The sequence below is a fragment of the Bradyrhizobium sp. SZCCHNRI20481 genome, assembly GCF_032485055.1.
Lineage (GTDB): Bacteria > Pseudomonadota > Alphaproteobacteria > Rhizobiales > Xanthobacteraceae > Bradyrhizobium.
In genome coordinates, this window is the sequence record NZ_JAUEUE010000013.1 from 50,847 (window position 1) to 69,589 (window position 18,743).

The window sequence follows — 18,743 nt, forward strand, 5'->3', positions numbered from 1 at the left end:
GGGGAGGGTCGGCACGCGATCGAGCGAAGCGAGATGCGTGCCGGGGTGGGGTGATCTCTCGGCTGGAACACTGTTGATGATGGATAGACTGTCACCCCACCCCGATTGCTCATGCATTCGCATGAGCAATCGACCCTCCCCCTCCAGGGGAGGGTGGCCCTGGGGCCGGGAGGGGCGCCAGGACATGACCACCCTCCCCTGGAGGGGGAGGGTCGATCGCACGCGAAGCGGGCGAGCGGGGTGGGGTGAAGGTGGCAGATGGGCAAACGGCCGATCAGCGATTTCAAACGCCGAACCGCGAAACGGCTGCGCGAAAACACCACGGCCGCCGAAGACATTCTGTGGCGCTACCTACGACGCCTCGAGATCGACGGGACCCACTTCAGACGACAAGTCGTCATCGGTCCCTATGTTGCTGATTTTGCCTGTCTGGCCCGTCGTCTCGTCATCGAGGTGGATGGGTCGCAGCACGGAGAAGATGCGAACAGCCAGCGCGACGAGGCCCGGACGCGCTGGCTCAACTCGGAAGGCTATCGCGTTTTGCGATTTTGGAACAACGACGTTATGACCAGGACTGAGGCGGTGCTCGAAGCCATTCACACGGAGATCGCGGTCACCTCGCCCCACCTGCCTACGGCAGGCGACCCTCCCCCTCCAGGGGAGCGTGGTTCTTCGTGCAGAGAGACTTGAGACATGCCCGACCTCCTTCTCGAACTGTTCTCCGAAGAAATTCCTGCGCGCATGCAGGCTAAGGCGGCGGAGGATCTGCGCCGCATGGTGACCGACAAGCTGGTCGCCGAGGGCCTCGTCTATGAGGGCGCCAAGGCATTCGCGACGCCGCGGCGGCTGACGCTGACCGTGCACGGCATCCCGGCGCGACAGGCTGATCTCAAGGAGGAGCGCAAGGGCCCGCGCGTCGGTGGTGCCGATGCGGCGATCCAGGGTTTTCTCAAGGCCACCGGCCTGTCCTCGATCGAGGAGGCGACGATCCAGCGCGATCCGAAGAAGGGCGATTTCTACGTCGCCCTGATCGAGAAGCCCGGCCGCGCCACGCTCGACGTGCTCGCCGAGATGCTGCCGGTGATCATCAGAACGTTCCCTTGGCCGAAATCGATGCGCTGGGGCAAGCGCTCGGAAAGGCCCGGCGCGTTGAACTGGGTGCGGCCGCTGCATGCGATCACCGCCACTTTCGGCCTTGAGACCGAGGAGCCGGACGTCATCGGCTTCGCCGTCGACGGCATCGAGGCGGGACAGACCACCTACGGCCATCGCTTCATGGCGCCCGCGCCAATCTCGGTGAGGCGTTTCGAGGACTATGAGGCCAAGCTGCTCGACGCCAAGGTCGTGCTCGATCCTGACCGCCGCAAGGACACCATCGTCACCGACGCCAAGCAGCTCGCTTTTGCGCAAGGCTATGAGCTGGTCGAGGACCCCGTGCTGCTCGACGAGGTCGCGGGCCTGGTCGAATGGCCGGTCGTGCTGATGGGCTCGTTCGATCCGGAGTACCTCAAGGTCCCCGGCGAGGTGATCCGCGCCACCATCCGCAACAACCAGAAATGCTTCGTGGTGCGCGATCCCAAGACCGGCGGGCTGGCGCCAAAGTTCATCCTGACCGCGAACATCGAGGCGACCGACGGCGGCAAGACCATCATCGCCGGCAACGAGCGCGTCATCCGCGCCCGGCTGTCGGACGCGAAGTTCTTCTACGAGACGGACCTGAAGACGAAGCTCGAGGACCGGCTGCCGAAGTTCGAGCAGATCGTGTTCCACGAGAAGCTCGGCACCCAGGCGGCGCGCATCGCCCGCATCGAGACGCTCGCCGCTGAGATCGCGCCGCTGGTCGGCGCCGATGCTGCGAAGACCGCGCGCGCCGCCAAGCTCGCCAAGGCCGACCTGCTCACCGAGGTCGTCGGTGAGTTCCCGGAAGTGCAGGGGCTGATGGGCAAGTACTACGCGCTGGCCCAGGGCGAGGACGCCTCCGTCGCCGCAGCCTGCGAGGAGCACTACAAGCCGCAGGGACCTGGTGATCGCGTGCCGACCGATCCGGTATCGGTGGCCGTGGCGCTCGCCGACAAGCTCGACACGCTGGTCGGATTCTGGGCGATCAAAGAAAAGCCGACGGGATCGAAGGATCCGTATGCGCTGCGTCGCGCGGCTTTAGGTGTGATCCGGATCATCTTGGAAAATAATCTCCGACTTCACCTCGCTAGTATCTGCGGGCCTTGGTTTTTCCAACTGGCCACGGCAATTCGCGCGCGCGAAGTGGGGAACGAAGTGAAGCAGGTGGAGAGTAGTGAGAAGCCTGGGTTCACTACGTTTGTTGTGAGGGTGGATGCGGAAACGTTTGGTAGACGCAGCGTCCCAGTGGCAGTTGTCGATCTCATCTCATTCTTCGCCGACCGTCTGAAAGTGCAACTTCGTGAGCAAGGCGCCCGGCACGATCTTGTCGATGCCGTTTTCGCGACATCACCTTCCCCTTGGTGGCGGTCGGATGCCGTGAGAAGTGGTGCAGCCAAACTTGATCTCATCGAAGCAGCCGGCAGCCAGGAGGCCCTGGATCGTGAGCCTCCGCCGGAAGAGGAGATGAAGGATGACCTGCTGATGGTCGTCCGCCGCGTCGAGGCGCTCGGAAAATTCCTCGAGACCGACGACGGCAAGAACCTGCTCGCCGGCACCAAGCGCGCGTCCAACATCCTCGCGATCGAGGAGAAGAAGGACAAGCGCAAGTTCGACGGCGCGCCGGATGCGGCGCTCTACAGGCTGGACGAGGAAAAGGCACTGGCGAAGGCGATCGGCGAGGTTGGCTCGGAAGCCGGCGCTGCCGTTGCCAAGGAAGACTTTGCCGCGGCCATGCACGCGATGGCGAAGCTGCGGCCGGCGGTCGATGCGTTCTTCGACAAGGTGAAGGTCAACGATGACGACGCCAAGATCCGCGAGAACCGGCTGAAGCTCTTGAACGAGATCCGCAGCGCGACGCGTGCGGTGGCCGACTTCTCAAAGATCGAGGGCTGATCGCCCTATCGCAACGTAGGGTGGGCAAAGGCGCTGCCGTGCTATCCCCACGTCCCGCGATCGCAATGGCGCCGTGCCCACCGTCTCTCAGCGGAGTTGCTGCCGAATGGTGGGCACGCTGCCGCCTTCGGCGGCCGCTTTGCCCACCCTACAAGTTACGCGCCAATAAAAATTAGCCCTACCCGGCGGGGGGAACCGGGCAGGGCCTTTTACATCTGGCCGCTTGCGGGGGCGTTGGCGACCAAATGCAGCTCTATAACTATTCAACGACCTGAATGATCCGCCGCGATCGCGGTTCGACCAGGACAGTTTCGCCGTTGACCACGGTGTAGCGATAAGGTGTCGCACCGAAGCGCTGCGGAACGTCGTAATATGTAACACCGGACTCTGGCAGCACGGTGCCAACAACGACGCGATCGGGGATCACATAGTTGGGAACACGCTCGCGGACGACATATTCGCGAAACTCCGGCCGTCGCTCGACCGTGATCACTGGAGCGTCCTCCTCGACCACGACGCTGCGCCCGACGCCCGTCGTGTAGGATTGCGCCTGTGCGGCCGCCGGTATCACGAGTGCGGCCATGAGGGCAGCAAGGGTGAGATGGGTTCGCATGGGACGGGACTCCTGAGCTGTTGATCGCTGAGAGAAACCGGCGCGTGCCGGCACCTGCTTCCCAATGCCGGCAACAGGTCATCGTTCCGCGCGGGGCCACGTGGAACCGGCGGCATTTTTGCGGCAGATTCAGCGGTGGGGGAACCGGAACTCGTGCCGTGCGTCTCCTATTCCGCCACGATGGGCCAGGATAAAGTCCGGCCAAATCGAATCGCCCCAGCCTCGTCCTTCAATCATTCAGAGCTTGTCGATGACCCTGACCGTTGCCCATATCTCGCCGATCATGTCCGTGATCGCCGGCGTCCTGATCCTGATCATGCCGCGCCTGCTGAACCTGATCGTCGCGATCTTCCTCATCCTGAACGGCCTGATTGGCATGGGCCTGCTGAAGTGGCTCCACTTCTAGTCCCCAGGTTCTAGTCCCAAGGTCGGGAACCCCCGAGCTTGCGCCGCGGCGCCCAAAGTGGTGTAAGGCGCGCGATTTCTCCTCCCATTTGCGGATCGAAGCACCTCATGGCCAAAGCGGTAGCGAAGTCTAAGAAAGTTACAGCGAAATCAAAGCCTTCCAAGCCGGGCAAGGCCAAGACCGCAGCACTCGCTCCACCGCGCAAGGCGCTCAAGACGGCGTCGAAGCCCGTCGCCAAGGCCCCGGCCAAGGTCGCGCCCAGGTCTGCACCGAAAGCGCCAGTGAAAACCGCTCCGAAGAAGCCGGCCAAGACGGCTGCCAAGCCGGTCGCCAAGGCTGTGAAGGCGTCGGCTGCGAAGGCCCCGGCCAAGAGCGCGGTCACCGCGATCAAGCCGAACAAGTGGGTCTACACCTTCGGTGACGGTAAGGCCGAAGGCAAAGCCGGCCTGCGCGACCTGCTCGGCGGCAAGGGCGCCAATCTGGCCGAGATGGCCAATCTCGGCCTGCCGGTGCCTCCGGGCTTCACCATTCCGACCTCGGTCTGCACCTACTTCTACGCCAACGACAAGACCTATCCGAAGGAGCTGCAGTCGCAGGTCGACAAGGCGCTCGACTACATCGGCAAATTGACCGGCAAGAAGTTCGGCGATCCGGAGAACCCGCTGCTGGTCTCGGTGCGCTCCGGCGCCCGCGCCTCGATGCCGGGCATGATGGACACCGTGCTCAATCTCGGTCTCAACGACCGGACGGTGGAAGCGCTGGCCTCGCTGTCCGGCGATCGCCGCTTCGCCTTCGACAGCTATCGCCGCTTCATCACGATGTATTCGGATGTCGTGCTCGGCTTCGAGCACCATCACTTCGAGGACATCCTCGACAGCTTCAAGGACACCCAGGGCTATCAGCTCGACACCGATCTGAGCTCCGAGGACTGGGAGATGCTGGTCGGCAAATACAAGGACGCGGTCGCGCACGAGACCGGCAAGGACTTCCCGCAGGACCCGCACGACCAGTTGTGGGGCGCGATCGGCGCCGTCTTCTCATCCTGGATGAACACGCGCGCGGTGACCTATCGCAAGCTGCACGACATTCCGGAATCCTGGGGCACCGCCGTCAACGTCCAGGCCATGGTGTTCGGCAACATGGGCGACACCTCGGCCACCGGCGTCGCCTTCACGCGCAATCCCTCGACCGGCGAGAGCAAGCTCTACGGCGAGTTCCTGATCAACGCGCAGGGCGAGGACGTCGTCGCCGGCATCCGCACCCCGCAGGACATCACCGAGGACGCGCGTCGGGAGTCCGGCTCGGACCGGCCGTCGATGGAAGTCGCGATGCCCGACGCCTTCCACGAGCTGACCCGCATCTACACGCTGCTCGAGAAGCACTACCGTGACATGCAGGACATGGAGTTCACGGTCGAGCGCGGCAAGCTGTGGATGCTGCAGACCCGCAGCGGCAAGCGCACCGCCAAGGCGGCGCTGCGCATCGCGGTCGAGCTCGCAAATGAGGGCCTGATCTCGCAGAGCGACGCCGTGCTCCGCGTCGATCCGGCCTCGCTCGATCAGCTCCTGCATCCGACCATCGATCCCTCCGCCAAGCGCGACGTGGTCGCCACCGGCCTGCCGGCCTCGCCGGGCGCGGCATCCGGCGAGATCGTGTTCTCCTCGGACGAGGCCACCAAGCTGCAGGCCGACGGTCGCAAGGTGATCCTGGTCCGCATCGAGACCTCGCCGGAGGACATCCACGGCATGCACGCCGCCGAGGGCATTCTCACCACCCGCGGTGGCATGACCTCGCACGCCGCCGTCGTCGCGCGCGGCATGGGCAAGCCCTGCGTGTCCGGCTGCGGCACCATCCGCGTCGACTACGGCCGCGGCACGATGAGCATCGGCTCCCGCACCTTCAAGACCGGCGACGTCATCACCATCGACGGCTCCGTTGGCCAGGTGCTGGCCGGCCGCATGCCGATGATCGAGCCGGAGCTGTCCGGCGAGTTCGGCACCCTGATGGGCTGGGCGGATGCCGTGCGTGAGACCGGCGTGCGCGTCAATGCCGACACGCCGGAGGATGCGCGCACCGCGATCAAGTTCGGCGCCGAGGGCATCGGCCTGTGCCGCACCGAGCACATGTTCTTCGAGGAGACGCGCATCCGCACGGTGCGCGAGATGATTCTCTCCGAGGATGAGCAGGAGCGTCGCGCCGCGCTCGCCAAGCTGCTGCCGATGCAGCGCGCCGACTTCGTCGAGCTGTTCGAGATCATGAAGGGCCTGCCGGTCACGATCCGCCTGCTCGATCCGCCGCTGCACGAGTTCCTGCCGCACACCCAGGCCGAGGTCGAGGAAGTCGCCCGCGCGATGAACACCGATCCGCGGCGCCTGGCCGACCGCGCCCGCGAGCTGTCGGAGTTCAACCCGATGCTCGGCTTCCGCGGCTGTCGTCTCGCCATCGCCTATCCGGAGATCGCCGAGATGCAGGCGCGCGCGATCTTCGAGGCGGCGGTCGAGGCCGAGAAGCGCACCGGCGAGGCCGTCGGCCTCGAGGTCATGGTGCCGCTGATCGCCACCAAGGCGGAGTTCGACCTGGTCAAGGCGCGCATCGACGCGATGGCGCAGGCCGTGATCCGCGAGACCGGCGCCAAGCTGGAGTACCAGGTCGGCACCATGATCGAGCTGCCGCGCGCTGCGCTGATGGCCGGCCAGATCGCGGAGGCCGCCGAGTTCTTCTCGTTCGGCACCAACGACCTGACGCAGACGACCTACGGCATCAGCCGCGACGACGCCGGCAGCTTCCTCGGCGCCTACGTCGCCAAGGGCATTCTCGAGATCGATCCGTTCATCTCGATCGACCGCGAGGGCGTCGGCGAACTGGTCAAGATCGGCGTCGAGCGCGGCCGCGCCACGCGACCCAACCTCAAGGTCGGCATCTGCGGCGAGCATGGCGGCGATCCCGCCTCGGTCGCGTTCTGCCACAAGGTCGGCATGAACTACGTGTCGTGCTCGCCCTACCGCGTGCCGATCGCGCGCCTCGCCGCCGCGCAATCCGCGCTCGGCAAGGAGATCGCGAGCCAGGCCTGATCCTGCTGCGATCGATCTAATCCTGATGAAGGCCGGCACATGTTGCCGGCCTTTTTCATTGGTGAGGGTTCGTCGCGATGCGGCGCGCACGTGACGCAAGGTGCACTTCTTCTCCACCACCGCCGTCATTCCGGGGGCGCTCCGGAATGACGAGTGGAGAGAGCGAACGTCACAGGCCGATGGAACACTCCGCCTCATGATGTGCAGATGATTTTCATTCACCGCATCTGTTGACTGAATGTTCACCCGTTCTCGTCGGTGCGCTGTTTACCAAGCATCTCGATCGCTCGGCGCTCTGCAACTTCCCCGCTTGCCTGTTTCACAATTGCAACGCGGATTAACTCCTCGGCAACCTAAACCCGATACGAAGAGAGAAGATCGAATTGCACGGAAGCACTGTTGTTCGGTCGATCCAGTAAGCGTTGCGTTGAGCGTATCGATGTTAGTTCTGCGTCCCGATCCGAAGGGCGCGCGATTTGCGTCCTTCGGACTCGGTCTCTGCGTCTTCGCTCTGATGCCGACAGAGACCGGGTATCAAGACATCGCTTCTCTGCTCGCCCGCCAGCCGGGCGTCGCCGAACGCTGGCAGAAGCGTGTGTTCTCGGCTGCGGCCTCCATTCAGCTCGCCACCTATAGTTTCGGTCGTCCGATCGGAACCTCGGCGCCGCAGGCGGTGAGCATCCGCCTCGCAAGCCTCGATGGGCGCGATCTCGACATCACCGGATCGACGCCGCGCAATCCGGCGCTGCAGGTTCCGCCACGCTATCAGGCCTCCGACTTCCCCAAGGTCGATCGCACGCTGAAGGGCGATCGTCTCGTCGTGCGCCCCCCGACGCCGTCGGCGCAGCCGACCGAATCGGCCGCGCCCGTCGAGCCTGCGCCCTCCGAGCCCGCACCCACGCCATCGACGCAACCGGATTCGAATTCCTCGGTGTTCGGCGCCAAGACGACGGAAGCGCCGGCGCAGGCGCCACTCCCGCAGCGTTCTGCACTCGATCCCGAATTGCAGGAGGCGCTGAGCGCGCCGCCGCTCGTGCAGTACGACGCGGCGAAGTCCGAGATCCAGCCATCGGGCGAGCTGAAGCCTGCCGCCGACCAAATTCTGGCAGATGGCGCCGTCAGCTATGACGGCCTCAACATCAAGACGTCCAACCTCTATTTCGGCACGTCGTCGTTGGGCGTTGCCGCCGGAACCATGGAGACATGGCTGCCGGGCGAGGCGCCGCTGATCGTGATGCCGGATCCGGACCTCAAGCCGATGGCGGTGCTGTCACATCCGGCCGACGATGCCGCCAAGGCCGGTGATGGCGGCGAGAGCATCGCGCCGAAAGGCGAGGTCAACACCGACAATCAGCGCGACAGGACTCCGGCCGAACGGTTGAGCCTCACGGACGAGAAGGCGCGCTTCAAGTCCGAGAAGTGCCTTGCCGAAGCGATCTATTTCGAATCCCGCGGCGAGGCGGTGCGCGGCCAGATGGCCGTGGCGCAGGTCGTGCTGAACCGGGCGTTCTCCGGCTATTATCCGACGACGGTGTGCGGCGTCGTCTACCAGAACAAATACCGCCACTTCGCCTGCCAGTTCACCTTCGCCTGCGACAACAATCCGGATGTGATCCGCGAGCCCGAGATGTGGGATCGCGCCAAGAAGATCGCGAAGGCCATGCTGGACGGGCTGATCTGGCTGCCGGAGGTGGGCAAGTCGACCCACTATCATGCCTATTGGGTGCGGCCGTCCTGGGTCGCCGAGATGAAGCGCATGTACAAGTTTGGCGTTCACACCTTCTACCGGCCGAAGAAATGGGGCGACGGCAGCGACGCGCCGAGCTGGGGCACGCCGCAGCAGACCGCAGCCATTTCGGCCGAGCTCACCGAGGCCGCCAAGAGCGAGGCCGAGAGCAATCCGAACTGGACGCGGCGCTAATCATCTAGCGACGCGTCGCATTCCACTCGAGAAAGCGGCGATACAACTCGGTCTGGCGCGCCTGGTCCGGCGGCGTTGCGGCCGCCGGCTTTGCCGTGACAGGAATGCGCGGGGACGGTGCGGCGGCCGCGACCGGCTTCGACGGTTTAACGGTGGCCGTAGTGGCCGCCGGAATCCGTGTCGTCCCATCGAGCCATTCCTGCGCGGCCCGGAACCTGGTCCAGCCGGCGACCGGCGCGCGGGGCGCCATCTCCTGCCATTTCGGATGGAAGGGAGGCCGCTGCAGCTGCGACATGCGCGAGAACAGCGACTCGACCAGCAGCGACAGCCGGCGATCGCGGTCGCTTCCCGGCTGCCAATTATACGACGCCAGGATTGCCTCTGCTGCGATCGTTTCCACCGACTCGGAATTGGAGATCAGGTTGGGGTAGTCGTCCGCGGTGAGCTTGGATGGAAGGTAATCCTCGCGCAAGGTCTTGTCGTAGCCGACCGGGACGAGATGCAGATTGGCATCCGTGATCTGGCTGAGCCAGGGCACCGGCTTGCCGTCGACCGCAATCATCGCGTCGATCTCCCCCTTGCGCAACATTTCGAGCGCGATGCGCGGCTCGATATAGAGCAGATGCGGCTTGATCTCGAGCCGCTCGAACACGTTGATCGCGGTCACGAAGGTGCTGCCGTCCGGCAGGTCGACCGCAACGGTCTTGCCGTCGAGCTCCCGCATGGTGCGGATCGATCGCGGTGCCAGAACATGCATTTCCTCGTTGAACATCTTGGTGACGTAGACGAGCTGATTGCGGATGTTGCTCGCGAAGTCCTTGCGTTCGAGATAGGACAGCGTGTCCTTGCGCACGATTCCCACGTCGACGCCCTTGAGCATGAGGATGTCGGCCACCGCCTGAACCGAGCCGCTGCCGAGGACCGGCATGACCCGCAGGTTGATGCCGTCATTGAGGACCGAGGCGACGTCGGCGCCCATCTGGGAATAGGTGCTGCCATACGAGCCCGTCATCAGGCTCACCGTATTGGCGTTGAGCTGGCTCGCGAGGTCCCGCTTGGCCGACGCATAGCGGAAGATCGCCTTGAAGGAATCGCTGACCGCACCCGGGTCGATTCCGCTGCGCACCGGCCCGAACCGTTCCCAATGGCCATCGACGAAACGCTTCATCTGCATCTGCTCGATCGGCGCGTGGTCGCTGGCGCTGGTATTGGCGACGATCCCGGGAATCAACATGGGAATTGGCGTCCCCTTCAAGGAACGCGCCTGCCTCATGATGTTGTCGCGGGAGAAGTCGTCGCCGCAATTGCGCAGGACCGCAACCATCAGGTTGGCAAGCGCGTAGCCCACGATTCCCAAGCTGTTGTTCTTGCTGATTGCAGGCGCGTAGCGATCCATGAACGCGGACCACTCGGCGAAGCCGGGATCGCCGCCCTGCACACCGCCCTCGTACAGGATGGTGGCGGAAAGCACTCCTTCCGCGTTCTGCAGGCCTGCAGGCTGCAGCACGGTGGCAACCGAATCCGAAACCGTGGGGATGATGTGCTCGGGTCTCCAGCCGAGCTCGGCGAGGCGGCGGATCGCGAGCACCGTGAATTTCGGGGTGCTGACGTCGACCAGGATGTTGGCTCCGGCGGTCTTCAGCTTCGCGATCTGCTGATTGATGTCGGCATCGGTGACCGCGTAAGCCGCTTCCGCGACGATCGGCAGCTTGCCGCCGAGCCCGTCCTTCAAACCCTTCAGATAGTCCTTGCCGAACTCGTCGTCTTGATAAAGCACACCGATGCGCGTGCCACCGGCATGTTGCTCGAGCAGATATTGCGCGTGAATATGAGCTTCAATCTGGTAGCTGGGTTGCGCTCCCATGGTCCAAGGATAGTCGCGAGGCTGATCCCAGATCGAGGCGCCGGAGCCGACGAACAATTGCGGTATCTTGTTTGCGTTGAGATAAGGCCGCACCGCCGCGCTGGTCGCTGTTCCAACGCTCGCAAAGATGACGTCGACCTTGTCTTCCTCCACCAGCCGTCGTGTCAGCTCCACCGTCTTCTGCGGATTATAGCCGTCGTCATAGGAGATGTAGGTGATCTTGCGGCCCCTGATCCCGCCCTCGTCATTCACCTTCTGGAAATAGGCGGAGATGACCTTGCTCACGCTGCCGTAGGCGGCGGCCGGCCCGCTGTAGGGCGTCGTATTGCCGATCCGGATCTCGCCCTCGGCAGCACGCGCCAGGCCTGGCACGGCGGCAAGCACGAGGAGCAACGCCACGGTCGGAGAACCCGGCGCGCCAAGCAGCCGAGGACCACGGGGCGCCGACGACAAGGCCGGTTGCAACAGACGATCAAACATTCCCATCATGGACCTCATCACGCAACACAACACTTTGCGGGGACGCGCGTCGCCCGCACGACACCATCGACCAGGATCCGGCGGTCCGCGCCCCGCCGCAATTCCTGCGCAGCGACCGGCGTGAGACCGCGCTGGATCACCCGGTTTCGAAGCTCGGGTCACTCGAGCCGCCGTCGAGCCTCGAGTGACCCGAGTTCGGCGGCTCTCGCGTACCAGGCGCGGGCCTTGGCCGGATCGGGCGCGACGCCAACGGCTTTCAGGTTGGACAAGATCGCGGGGTCATAAGTGCCGGCCAGCGTCAGTGATGCTTCGGCGTCCGCTTCCGCGACATGCGCCAGGATCAGGCGGGCACTCGCAACGTCGCCCGCGCCGATGAGATCGCGTCCGCGCTTCAGCATTTCGCTGATCTCGTTCTTGGTCAGCGCAGACGCGGCCGCCGGTGCAGGGCTCCTGGTCGCGATGGTCCGAGATGCTTTCGGCGGAATTGACTGCGGGGTCTCGCCTCCGCCCGGAGCCGGCTTGACGATCGGGATCGACGCCATGATCGAATCGGCCCGTCCGATCGTGTGCGCCGCGGCGTCCAGCGATGCTTGGCCGTCATCGGATTTCGATTTCCCCGCTGTCCCGAAGTTTCGGGGAGACGATGAAGCGGTCGCTTCAGACTTCGTAACTGTTTCAATGTTCGGAGCCTGCATGATGCGCACCGCAAAGAACGCGAGGCACGCAAGCGCGGCCACTGCGGCACCGAACCGGAAAACAGAATCGAATTCGAGCCGTTCGGGCGGAGGTGGAGGCATCACGACGGGATCGAGTGAAGGGATCTGCCAGGATCGGTCCGCTTCTGCTGGCGCCATTGGCATCGGCGCATCGTCAACCGCTGAAGCGGTTTGCCACCACGGCCGGGAGAGATCGATGGCCGCATCCTCATCAGGCGCAGACGTCGCATGCGCGAGGCTGTTGGACAAAGCGGCAGGCTTTGCCGGGCGCCAACGTTCGCTCTGCGCATCACCCACGGTGATCCGCGATCCGCTACTCCGCAATAAGGAACTCATCCTCAACTACTCCTGCGGACACGCGCCATCGCGTCGCCCCGCAACACTCCCTGGACCGTTTGGCGCCTTTCTGCTCGGCGACTCGGCTTCCAAACCGGCGGCGAGACCGATGACCGAATCTATGGCCATGCCAAGCGGTGAATCGGCGATCTGGCAGCCGTGAATTCCCATTTCCTCGTCAGCAGGACGGACAAAACGCGCGCTACTACTTGAGCACCGCTAAATTTCGACCATCTCTTTTTCTTATTTGTACAGGTTCTGCGGTTCTTTTGCCGAAATCATGGCGAACCTGTCCAGCCATTTAGTTGGTGCTGGTAAATGCCGTCGGCGCCGGGGCGCACGAGATAGTGCGGCGGCGTCTGGCCGAGAACGATCTGAAGCCATGGCGCAGGAGCATGTGGCGTATCCCCACAGATCGATGCGAATTAGTCGCGCGCGTAGAGGATGTGCTCGATCCGTGCGGCGATTCGCATCAGCGTCAGCCGGTGATCTGCTTCGACGAAAGGCCTCGTCCAACTCATTGGCGAGGGCCGCTCAGATCGTGCGCGTGATGACGACGAGCACCAGCGCAACGGTACGGCCGATTTGTTCGTCCAGCGCCCGCGGATCAATGGATGCACGCGGCCGACACGGCACGCACTAATTACATCGTGCCTGCTCCCAAATACCGGCGAGGCAGCAAATAACAACGAGTCGTAATATCTGTATTGGGCGACGATGGCTGCTTCGTCATGAGCACCGTCATTCCGGGACAAGGCCGCAGGCCCTGAACCCGGAATGACGGTGATCACGAATGACGGTGAAAACGCGACTGCCGAGCTCCGTCGTGACGCAGTCGGATCAGCTCTTGCTACGCGCTCAACGGCCGCGACTGCCGCGCCGTCGGCCGTGCCGCGAGCTCGTCGGCGATCTCGCGGGCAGCGGCCAGTGTGGTCATCGTCCGCTGCGCGAAGCTCGGATTCTCGGCCGGGCAATCGGCGCGGCAATGCGCGCCGCGGCTCTCGCGCCGGCTCCAGGCCGCGGTGGCGATCAGCAGCGCGGCGCTCGCCATGTTGCGCAGCCTCGGGCTGCCGGCGTCGCGCTCCATCCTGGCAATCGCGGCGATGGCCTCCGCCAGCCGCTCCTCGTCGCGAATGACGCCGAGCTGCGCCGTCATCGTCTCGCGCAGCGAGCTCGCCGCAGCGCCGGCACAGGGGCCGGCCGGATCGGCGAACGCAATGTCCTGTAGCGTGGAGGGCGCGGTGAACGTCCGGCCGGAGATATCCTCGGCGATCCGCTGGGCGAACACCAGCGCGGCGAGCAGCGCGTTGCCGGCGATGTGGTTGGCGCCGTCCGTTGCCGTCGCGGCGACTTCACCCGCCGCCCAAAGCCCCTCGATCGAGCTGCGGCCCTGCGCGTCGACCGCGATCCCGCCCATGTGGAAATGCGCCGCCGGCGCCACCGGAATCGGCTGCCGGGTGGGATCGAGCCCCGCGGCGTTACAGGCCCGGTGCAGCATCGGATAGCGTTCGGCGACGTCGTCATCGAGCACGTCGCGTGCGTCGAGAAAGGCGCCGCGTCCGGCGATGATCTCGGCCATCACGCCGCGCGCCACCGTGTCGCGCGGGGCAAGATCGACCAGCGGATGGCGCGGCAGCATGAAGCGCTGGCCGCGCCGGTTGACCAGGATGGCGCCGGCGCCGCGCAGGCTCTCGCTCACAACCGGCGCCGGATCGTGACCGGTCATCATCGCGGTCGGATGAAACTGAACGAACTCCGGATCGGCAATGACCGCGCCGGCGCGCGCAGCGATGGCGAGGCCGATGCCGGTGGCGTGCGGCGGATTGGTGGTCGTGGCGAACAGACGGCCGATGCCGCCGGTGGCCAGCACGATTGCCGGCGCCGCGATCAGCACCGGCGCGGCCGCATCGTCGTCGGTCGGCCGCAGTTGCAGGCCACGCACCGCGCCGTCTTCCGTCAGCAGCGCGTCGGCGACATGGCCCTCGATGATGCGGATCGAGGGCGTTGCGCGCACGGCTTGAGACAGCGCGGTGATGATCGCCTGTCCGGTGAAGTCTCCGCGAACGCTGAGAATCCGTCGCGCGGTGTGCGCAGCCGCACGAGACGTCGCCAGCCTGCCGCTGTGATCACGATCGAAAGCCACGCCGAGGCGGACCAGGTCCTCGATTGCAGCCGAAGCGTCGCGCGCGAGCGCCAGCGCGGCCGTCGCGTCGACCAGGCCGCCACCGGCAGCGATCATGTCGGCGGCATGGCTATCGGGGCTGTCGCCGGATGACACCGCTGCCGCGATGTCGGCCTGCATCGTCGCGCCGAACGAGGCCTCACCCAATGCGGTCGCGGAGATCAGCGTGACCGGCTGCGGTGCGAGCTTCAGCGCGCAGAACAGTCCGGCAACTCCGGCACCGACGATCACGACGTGGCCGGATGTCTCGATCTGATCGTGGTCCATGTGATGTCCAAATTCCACATTCCGTGCGCATGTGTACCGCGGTACCTGTTAGTTCTTCTTCAGAGACTTCCTTCGCTGTTTATCGGTGTTTGGCGACAAATAGCGGCTGTTCTGAAGGTCACTCCCGCACAGGATGAATCGTCGTTTGCGACTCGCGCATCAGGACGTTTCGCGCCGGGACAAGGACGCATGAGCGAGTTCCGCTGCGGGAACTCGCTTCGGATGACACGGACTCATGGCTGGCCGCCGCATCGAAATTTTTCATGACTGGGTTCCGCTTTTGAGCTTGGGAGTTCAATGCAAATGCATTAATCGGAAGGCCGCGGCGGACAGCGACCGCAGCAGGGGAGGACACGGATGTCGGTACAGGCAGGCGATCTCGGCACGGCCTCCCGCAGCCAGAGCTGGCGGACGCCGGTCGTCATCATCGTGTGCGGCTGCGCGATTGCGCTGCTGAGCTTCGGTCCGCGCTCCAGCCTCGGCTTCTTCGTGCAGCCGATGAGCCGTGAATTCGCCTGGGGACGCGACGTGTTCGCGCTTGCGGTGGCGGTGCAGAACCTGTTGTGGGGGCTCGGTCAGCCGCTCGCCGGCGCGATCGCCGATCGTTTCGGCGTGATGCGCGTGATCTGTGTCGGCGCGCTGCTCTATGCCGGCGGCCTGCTGATGATGCGCTATTCCAGCTCGCCTCTGTCGCTGAACATCGGCGCCGGCGTGCTGGTCGGCTTCGGCCTGTCGGGCTGCTCATTCAATCTCATCCTGTCGGCGTTCAGCAAGCTGCTGCCGCCGGAGCGCCGCGGCATCGCGCTCGGCGCCGGCACCGCGGCCGGGTCGCTCGGCCAGTTCCTGTTCGCTCCCTTCGGCGTCGCGCTGATCGACCAGTTCGGCTGGCAGAGCGCGCTGATGGTGTTCGCGACGCTGATGCTGTTCATCGTGCCGCTGTCGCTCGCCGTGGCGACGCCGCCGGCGGCCGAGGCCAAGCCGTCGGAGGCCGAGCAGCAGTCGTTCACGACCGCGCTGATGGAGGCGTTCGGCCACCGCTCCTACGTGCTGCTGGTGCTCGGCTTCTTCACCTGCGGCTTCCAGCTCGCCTTCATCACCGTGCACCTGCCGGCGTTCCTGGTCGATCGTGGCCTGTCGGCGCAGGTTGGCGGCTGGGTGATCGCGGCGATCGGCCTGTTCAACATCATCGGCTCGCTCAGTGTCGGCTGGCTGCAGAGCCGGCTGCCGAAGCGCTACATCCTGTCCTTCATCTATTTCACCCGTGCGCTGGCGACGCTCGCCTTCATCTCGTTCCCGGTCACGGCGGCCTCCGCGATCGCCTTCGGCGCGGTCTCCGGGCTCGCCTGGCTCTCCACGGTGCCGCCGACCTCGTCGCTGGTCGCGATCATGTTCGGCACCCGCTGGCTCGCCACGCTCTATGGCTTCGCCTTCGTCAGCCACCAGGTCGGCGGCTTCCTCGGCGTCTGGCTCGGCGGCATCGTGTTCGAGCGCTACGGTTCCTATACGCCGATCTGGTGGCTCTCGATCCTGTTCGGCGTGCTGTCGGCGCTGATCAACCTGCCGATCGTCGAGAAGCCGGTCGCGCGCGCCGTTCCCGCGACCTGAGTTGCGCGGCCGACCCGATCGGCTAAACATGGCGTGAGACAAAGAAAGCGCAGGGAGTGCCGCTGTGGGAACGTTCAAGGCGATCCGGATCGACAAGGCGGACAAGGGAACGACCGCGACGCTGACGCAGTTCGATGAAGCCGAGCTGATGGACGGTGACGTCACGGTCAAGGTCGAGTGGTCGGCGCTGAACTACAAGGACGGGCTGGCGCTGACCGGCAAGGCGCCGGTGGTCCGGCGCTTCCCGATGATCGCGGGGATCGATTTTGCCGGCACGGTCGAGCAGTCCAGCCATCCCGTCTGGAAGCCGGGCGACGCCGTGATCTGTACCGGCTGGGGCATGGGCGAGACCCATCTCGGCGCCTATGCCGAGAAGGCGCGGGTCAAGGGCGATTGGCTCGTCGGCCTGCCACAGGGCCTGTCGGCCCGGGATGCCATGGCAATCGGCACCGCCGGCTTCACGGCGATGCTGGCCGTGCTGGCCCTGGAGAAGCACGGGCTGACGCCGGCCAGCGGGGCGGTGGTGGTGACGGGCGCGGCCGGCGGCGTCGGCTCGGTGGCGACGGCGGTGCTCGCCAAGCTCGGCTACCACGTGATCGCCTCGACCGGCCGCCTGGCCGAAGCCGACTATCTCAAGTCGCTCGGTGCCGCCGAAATCATCGACCGCAACCAGCTGTCCGGGCCGGCCAAGCCGCTGGCGAAGGAGCGCTGGGCGGGCGGCATCGACAGCGTCGGCTCGCATACGCTCGCCAACCTGCTGGCGATGACCCAATATGGCGGTGCCATCGCCGCCTGTGGCCTCGCTGCCGGCATGGATTTGCCATCGTCGGTGGCGCCGTTCATTTTGCGCGGCGTATGCCTCCTCGGCATCGATTCGGTGATGTGCCCGCTGCCGGCGCGCAAGGCGGCCTGGCAGCGCCTCGCCACTGATTTGGATCGCGCAAAACTAGCTGAAATCACTCACGAAATTGCCTTGGACCAGGTGGCGTCGCTGGGGCTGCAGATTCTCGCGGGCCAGGTCCGCGGCCGTACGGTGGTAAGAATATCCTGAGGATGTTCAGACTTTTCAAACCATGCTGCTCCATTGTTGCCATGGTTGGTATGGTAAGCATGGGGTAAAGATACCGCCTTACCCGCTGCGTTGGGTTAAGTGGGAGTTTGATGCATGCTCGCGCGTATATTGCTGGGGACCGTGACTGCCGGTGCCGTGATTGCTCCCGCGGTTGCGGGTTCGATGACAGCCGACGAGGCCCGCAAATTCGTCGCCGGAAAGGTGTTCGCCTTCACCTGCGTCGACGGCACCCGTGGCGCGGGCCGCATCCTCGACGACATGGGCGCGGCGGGCGCGGTGCAGTTCTCCGGCTCTGGCCCGGTGCGTCACATCCGCCTGCCCGGCAACACCCTGCAGATTCGCGGCCAGAACGTTTGCGCTGCCATCAAGGGCATGCCGTTCGAGCCGTGCTTCAACCTCGACAAGAAGGACGACCGCAGCTTCCGCGGCTCGGTCTCCGGGCTCGGCGCCTTCGCCTATTGCGACTTCCAGCACCAGGGCGGAGCCACCATGCTGATGGCGCGCGCCGTGGCGCGGCCGCGCGCCGCGCGCGCTGCTGTTCCCGCTGCCGACGGCTTGCACACCGAAGTGGCGGCGCGGGTCGAGACCCCGCGGGTGGAGCGCAGCAAGGTAGAACCCCTGAAGGCGGATCCTGCGAAGGCCGCCAAGGCGGAAAGCGCGAAGCCCGAAACCGCCAAGGCCGAAAACGCCAAGGCCGAAAACGCGAAGACCGAAATTACCAGATCCGATAACGCGAAGTCGGATGCGGCGCCGGAGCTGCGTCGCTCGACCGATTAGTTGTTAGTTCACCGATTATTGAAAAACCAGTCCCCTATTAACATAGAGCAATATTTTAAGCTGACCGCACGTTAGTGGTCATTGCGCCGTAGTCGTACGGAATCTCAAATTCATGCCTCGGTAGTGACTCGTGTGCAGTTTGCAACCAGGGGGGTGGCCCACGAGAAAGGGTCGTTATGTCGCTTTATTTCTTCCGAATCAGCCAGGGCCGCTATTCTGGCGCTGCTGATCAGCCTTATGAATTCGCCAACCGGGAAACCGCCTGGAACGAGCTGACGGCTGTCTGCTCCGACCTGATCGGTGGCATCTCGAAGTCGTTGCAGCAGGGGGCCGAGTGGCAGATGGAGCTGCTCGACGAAGCCAAGCAGCCAGTGTTCCGGATCCGCCTGATGTCCGAAGCGGTCGGCTGAGTTCCAACTGT

At 64.9% G+C, this 18,743-nt stretch carries 13 protein-coding genes; 9 read left to right on the forward strand and 4 right to left on the reverse strand.

Features of this window, described 5'->3' with window-relative positions; translation table 11 throughout:
* The first annotated feature begins 258 nt into the window (after positions 1-258).
* The gene (locus QX132_RS21525; RefSeq protein ID WP_316162813.1) at positions 259-690 is read left to right on the forward strand and encodes an endonuclease domain-containing protein; all 432 of its coding nucleotides are present in this window, start codon (positions 259-261) and stop codon (positions 688-690) included.
* Between the two features lie 3 nt (positions 691-693).
* Complete coding sequence (glyS, locus tag QX132_RS21530; RefSeq protein WP_316162814.1) at positions 694-3,012, forward strand: glycine--tRNA ligase subunit beta; 2,319 nt, start codon at positions 694-696, stop codon at positions 3,010-3,012.
* A gap of 259 nt (positions 3,013-3,271) precedes the next feature.
* Here the strand turns inward: glyS and QX132_RS21535 are convergent, their stop codons facing one another.
* Entirely contained in the window at positions 3,272-3,625 is a 354-nt protein-coding gene (locus tag QX132_RS21535; protein WP_315739966.1) for a DUF1236 domain-containing protein, read from the reverse strand.
* Between the two features lie 250 nt (positions 3,626-3,875).
* On the opposite strand from QX132_RS21535, the gene QX132_RS21540 reads away from it, so the two are divergent.
* From QX132_RS21540 to QX132_RS21550, 3 genes are all read left to right on the forward strand, one after another.
* Positions 3,876-4,031: a DUF3096 domain-containing protein gene (locus QX132_RS21540; protein ID WP_012042558.1), complete on the forward strand. Its 156-nt coding sequence runs from the start codon at positions 3,876-3,878 to the stop codon at positions 4,029-4,031.
* Positions 4,032-4,138: 107 nt separating this feature from the next.
* A complete protein-coding gene (ppdK, locus tag QX132_RS21545) occupies positions 4,139-7,102 on the forward strand; it encodes a pyruvate, phosphate dikinase (RefSeq protein WP_315782163.1) in 2,964 nt (987 codons plus the stop codon).
* Positions 7,103-7,541: 439 nt separating this feature from the next.
* Entirely contained in the window at positions 7,542-9,023 is a 1,482-nt protein-coding gene (locus QX132_RS21550) for a cell wall hydrolase (protein WP_316162815.1), read from the forward strand.
* 4 nt (positions 9,024-9,027) lie between these two features.
* Here the strand turns inward: QX132_RS21550 and QX132_RS21555 are convergent, their stop codons facing one another.
* From QX132_RS21555 to QX132_RS21565, 3 genes are all read right to left on the reverse strand, one after another.
* Positions 9,028-11,373 carry an ABC transporter substrate-binding protein gene (locus tag QX132_RS21555; RefSeq protein ID WP_316162816.1) on the reverse strand — a complete coding sequence of 782 codons (2,346 nt, stop codon included), beginning with the start codon at positions 11,371-11,373 and terminating at the stop codon, positions 9,028-9,030.
* A gap of 152 nt (positions 11,374-11,525) precedes the next feature.
* Entirely contained in the window at positions 11,526-12,419 is an 894-nt protein-coding gene (locus tag QX132_RS21560) for a hypothetical protein (protein WP_316162817.1), read from the reverse strand.
* An 850-nt stretch (positions 12,420-13,269) separates the two neighbouring features.
* Complete coding sequence (locus tag QX132_RS21565) at positions 13,270-14,868, reverse strand: L-aspartate oxidase (RefSeq protein ID WP_316162818.1); 1,599 nt, start codon at positions 14,866-14,868, stop codon at positions 13,270-13,272.
* Between the two features lie 357 nt (positions 14,869-15,225).
* Between QX132_RS21565 and QX132_RS21570 the strand changes: the two genes are divergently transcribed.
* The 4 genes from QX132_RS21570 (at position 15,226) to QX132_RS21585 (ending at position 18,732) form a co-directional block, all read left to right on the forward strand.
* A complete protein-coding gene (locus QX132_RS21570) occupies positions 15,226-16,473 on the forward strand; it encodes an MFS transporter (protein ID WP_315739972.1) in 1,248 nt (415 codons plus the stop codon).
* Between the two features lie 64 nt (positions 16,474-16,537).
* Complete coding sequence (locus QX132_RS21575) at positions 16,538-17,524, forward strand: MDR family oxidoreductase (RefSeq protein WP_316162819.1); 987 nt, start codon at positions 16,538-16,540, stop codon at positions 17,522-17,524.
* Between the two features lie 114 nt (positions 17,525-17,638).
* Complete coding sequence (locus tag QX132_RS21580; protein ID WP_315782173.1) at positions 17,639-18,322, forward strand: hypothetical protein; 684 nt, start codon at positions 17,639-17,641, stop codon at positions 18,320-18,322.
* Positions 18,323-18,498: 176 nt separating this feature from the next.
* Positions 18,499-18,732: a DUF6894 family protein gene (locus QX132_RS21585; RefSeq protein ID WP_315739975.1), complete on the forward strand. Its 234-nt coding sequence runs from the start codon at positions 18,499-18,501 to the stop codon at positions 18,730-18,732.
* Positions 18,733-18,743: the final 11 nt, after the last annotated feature.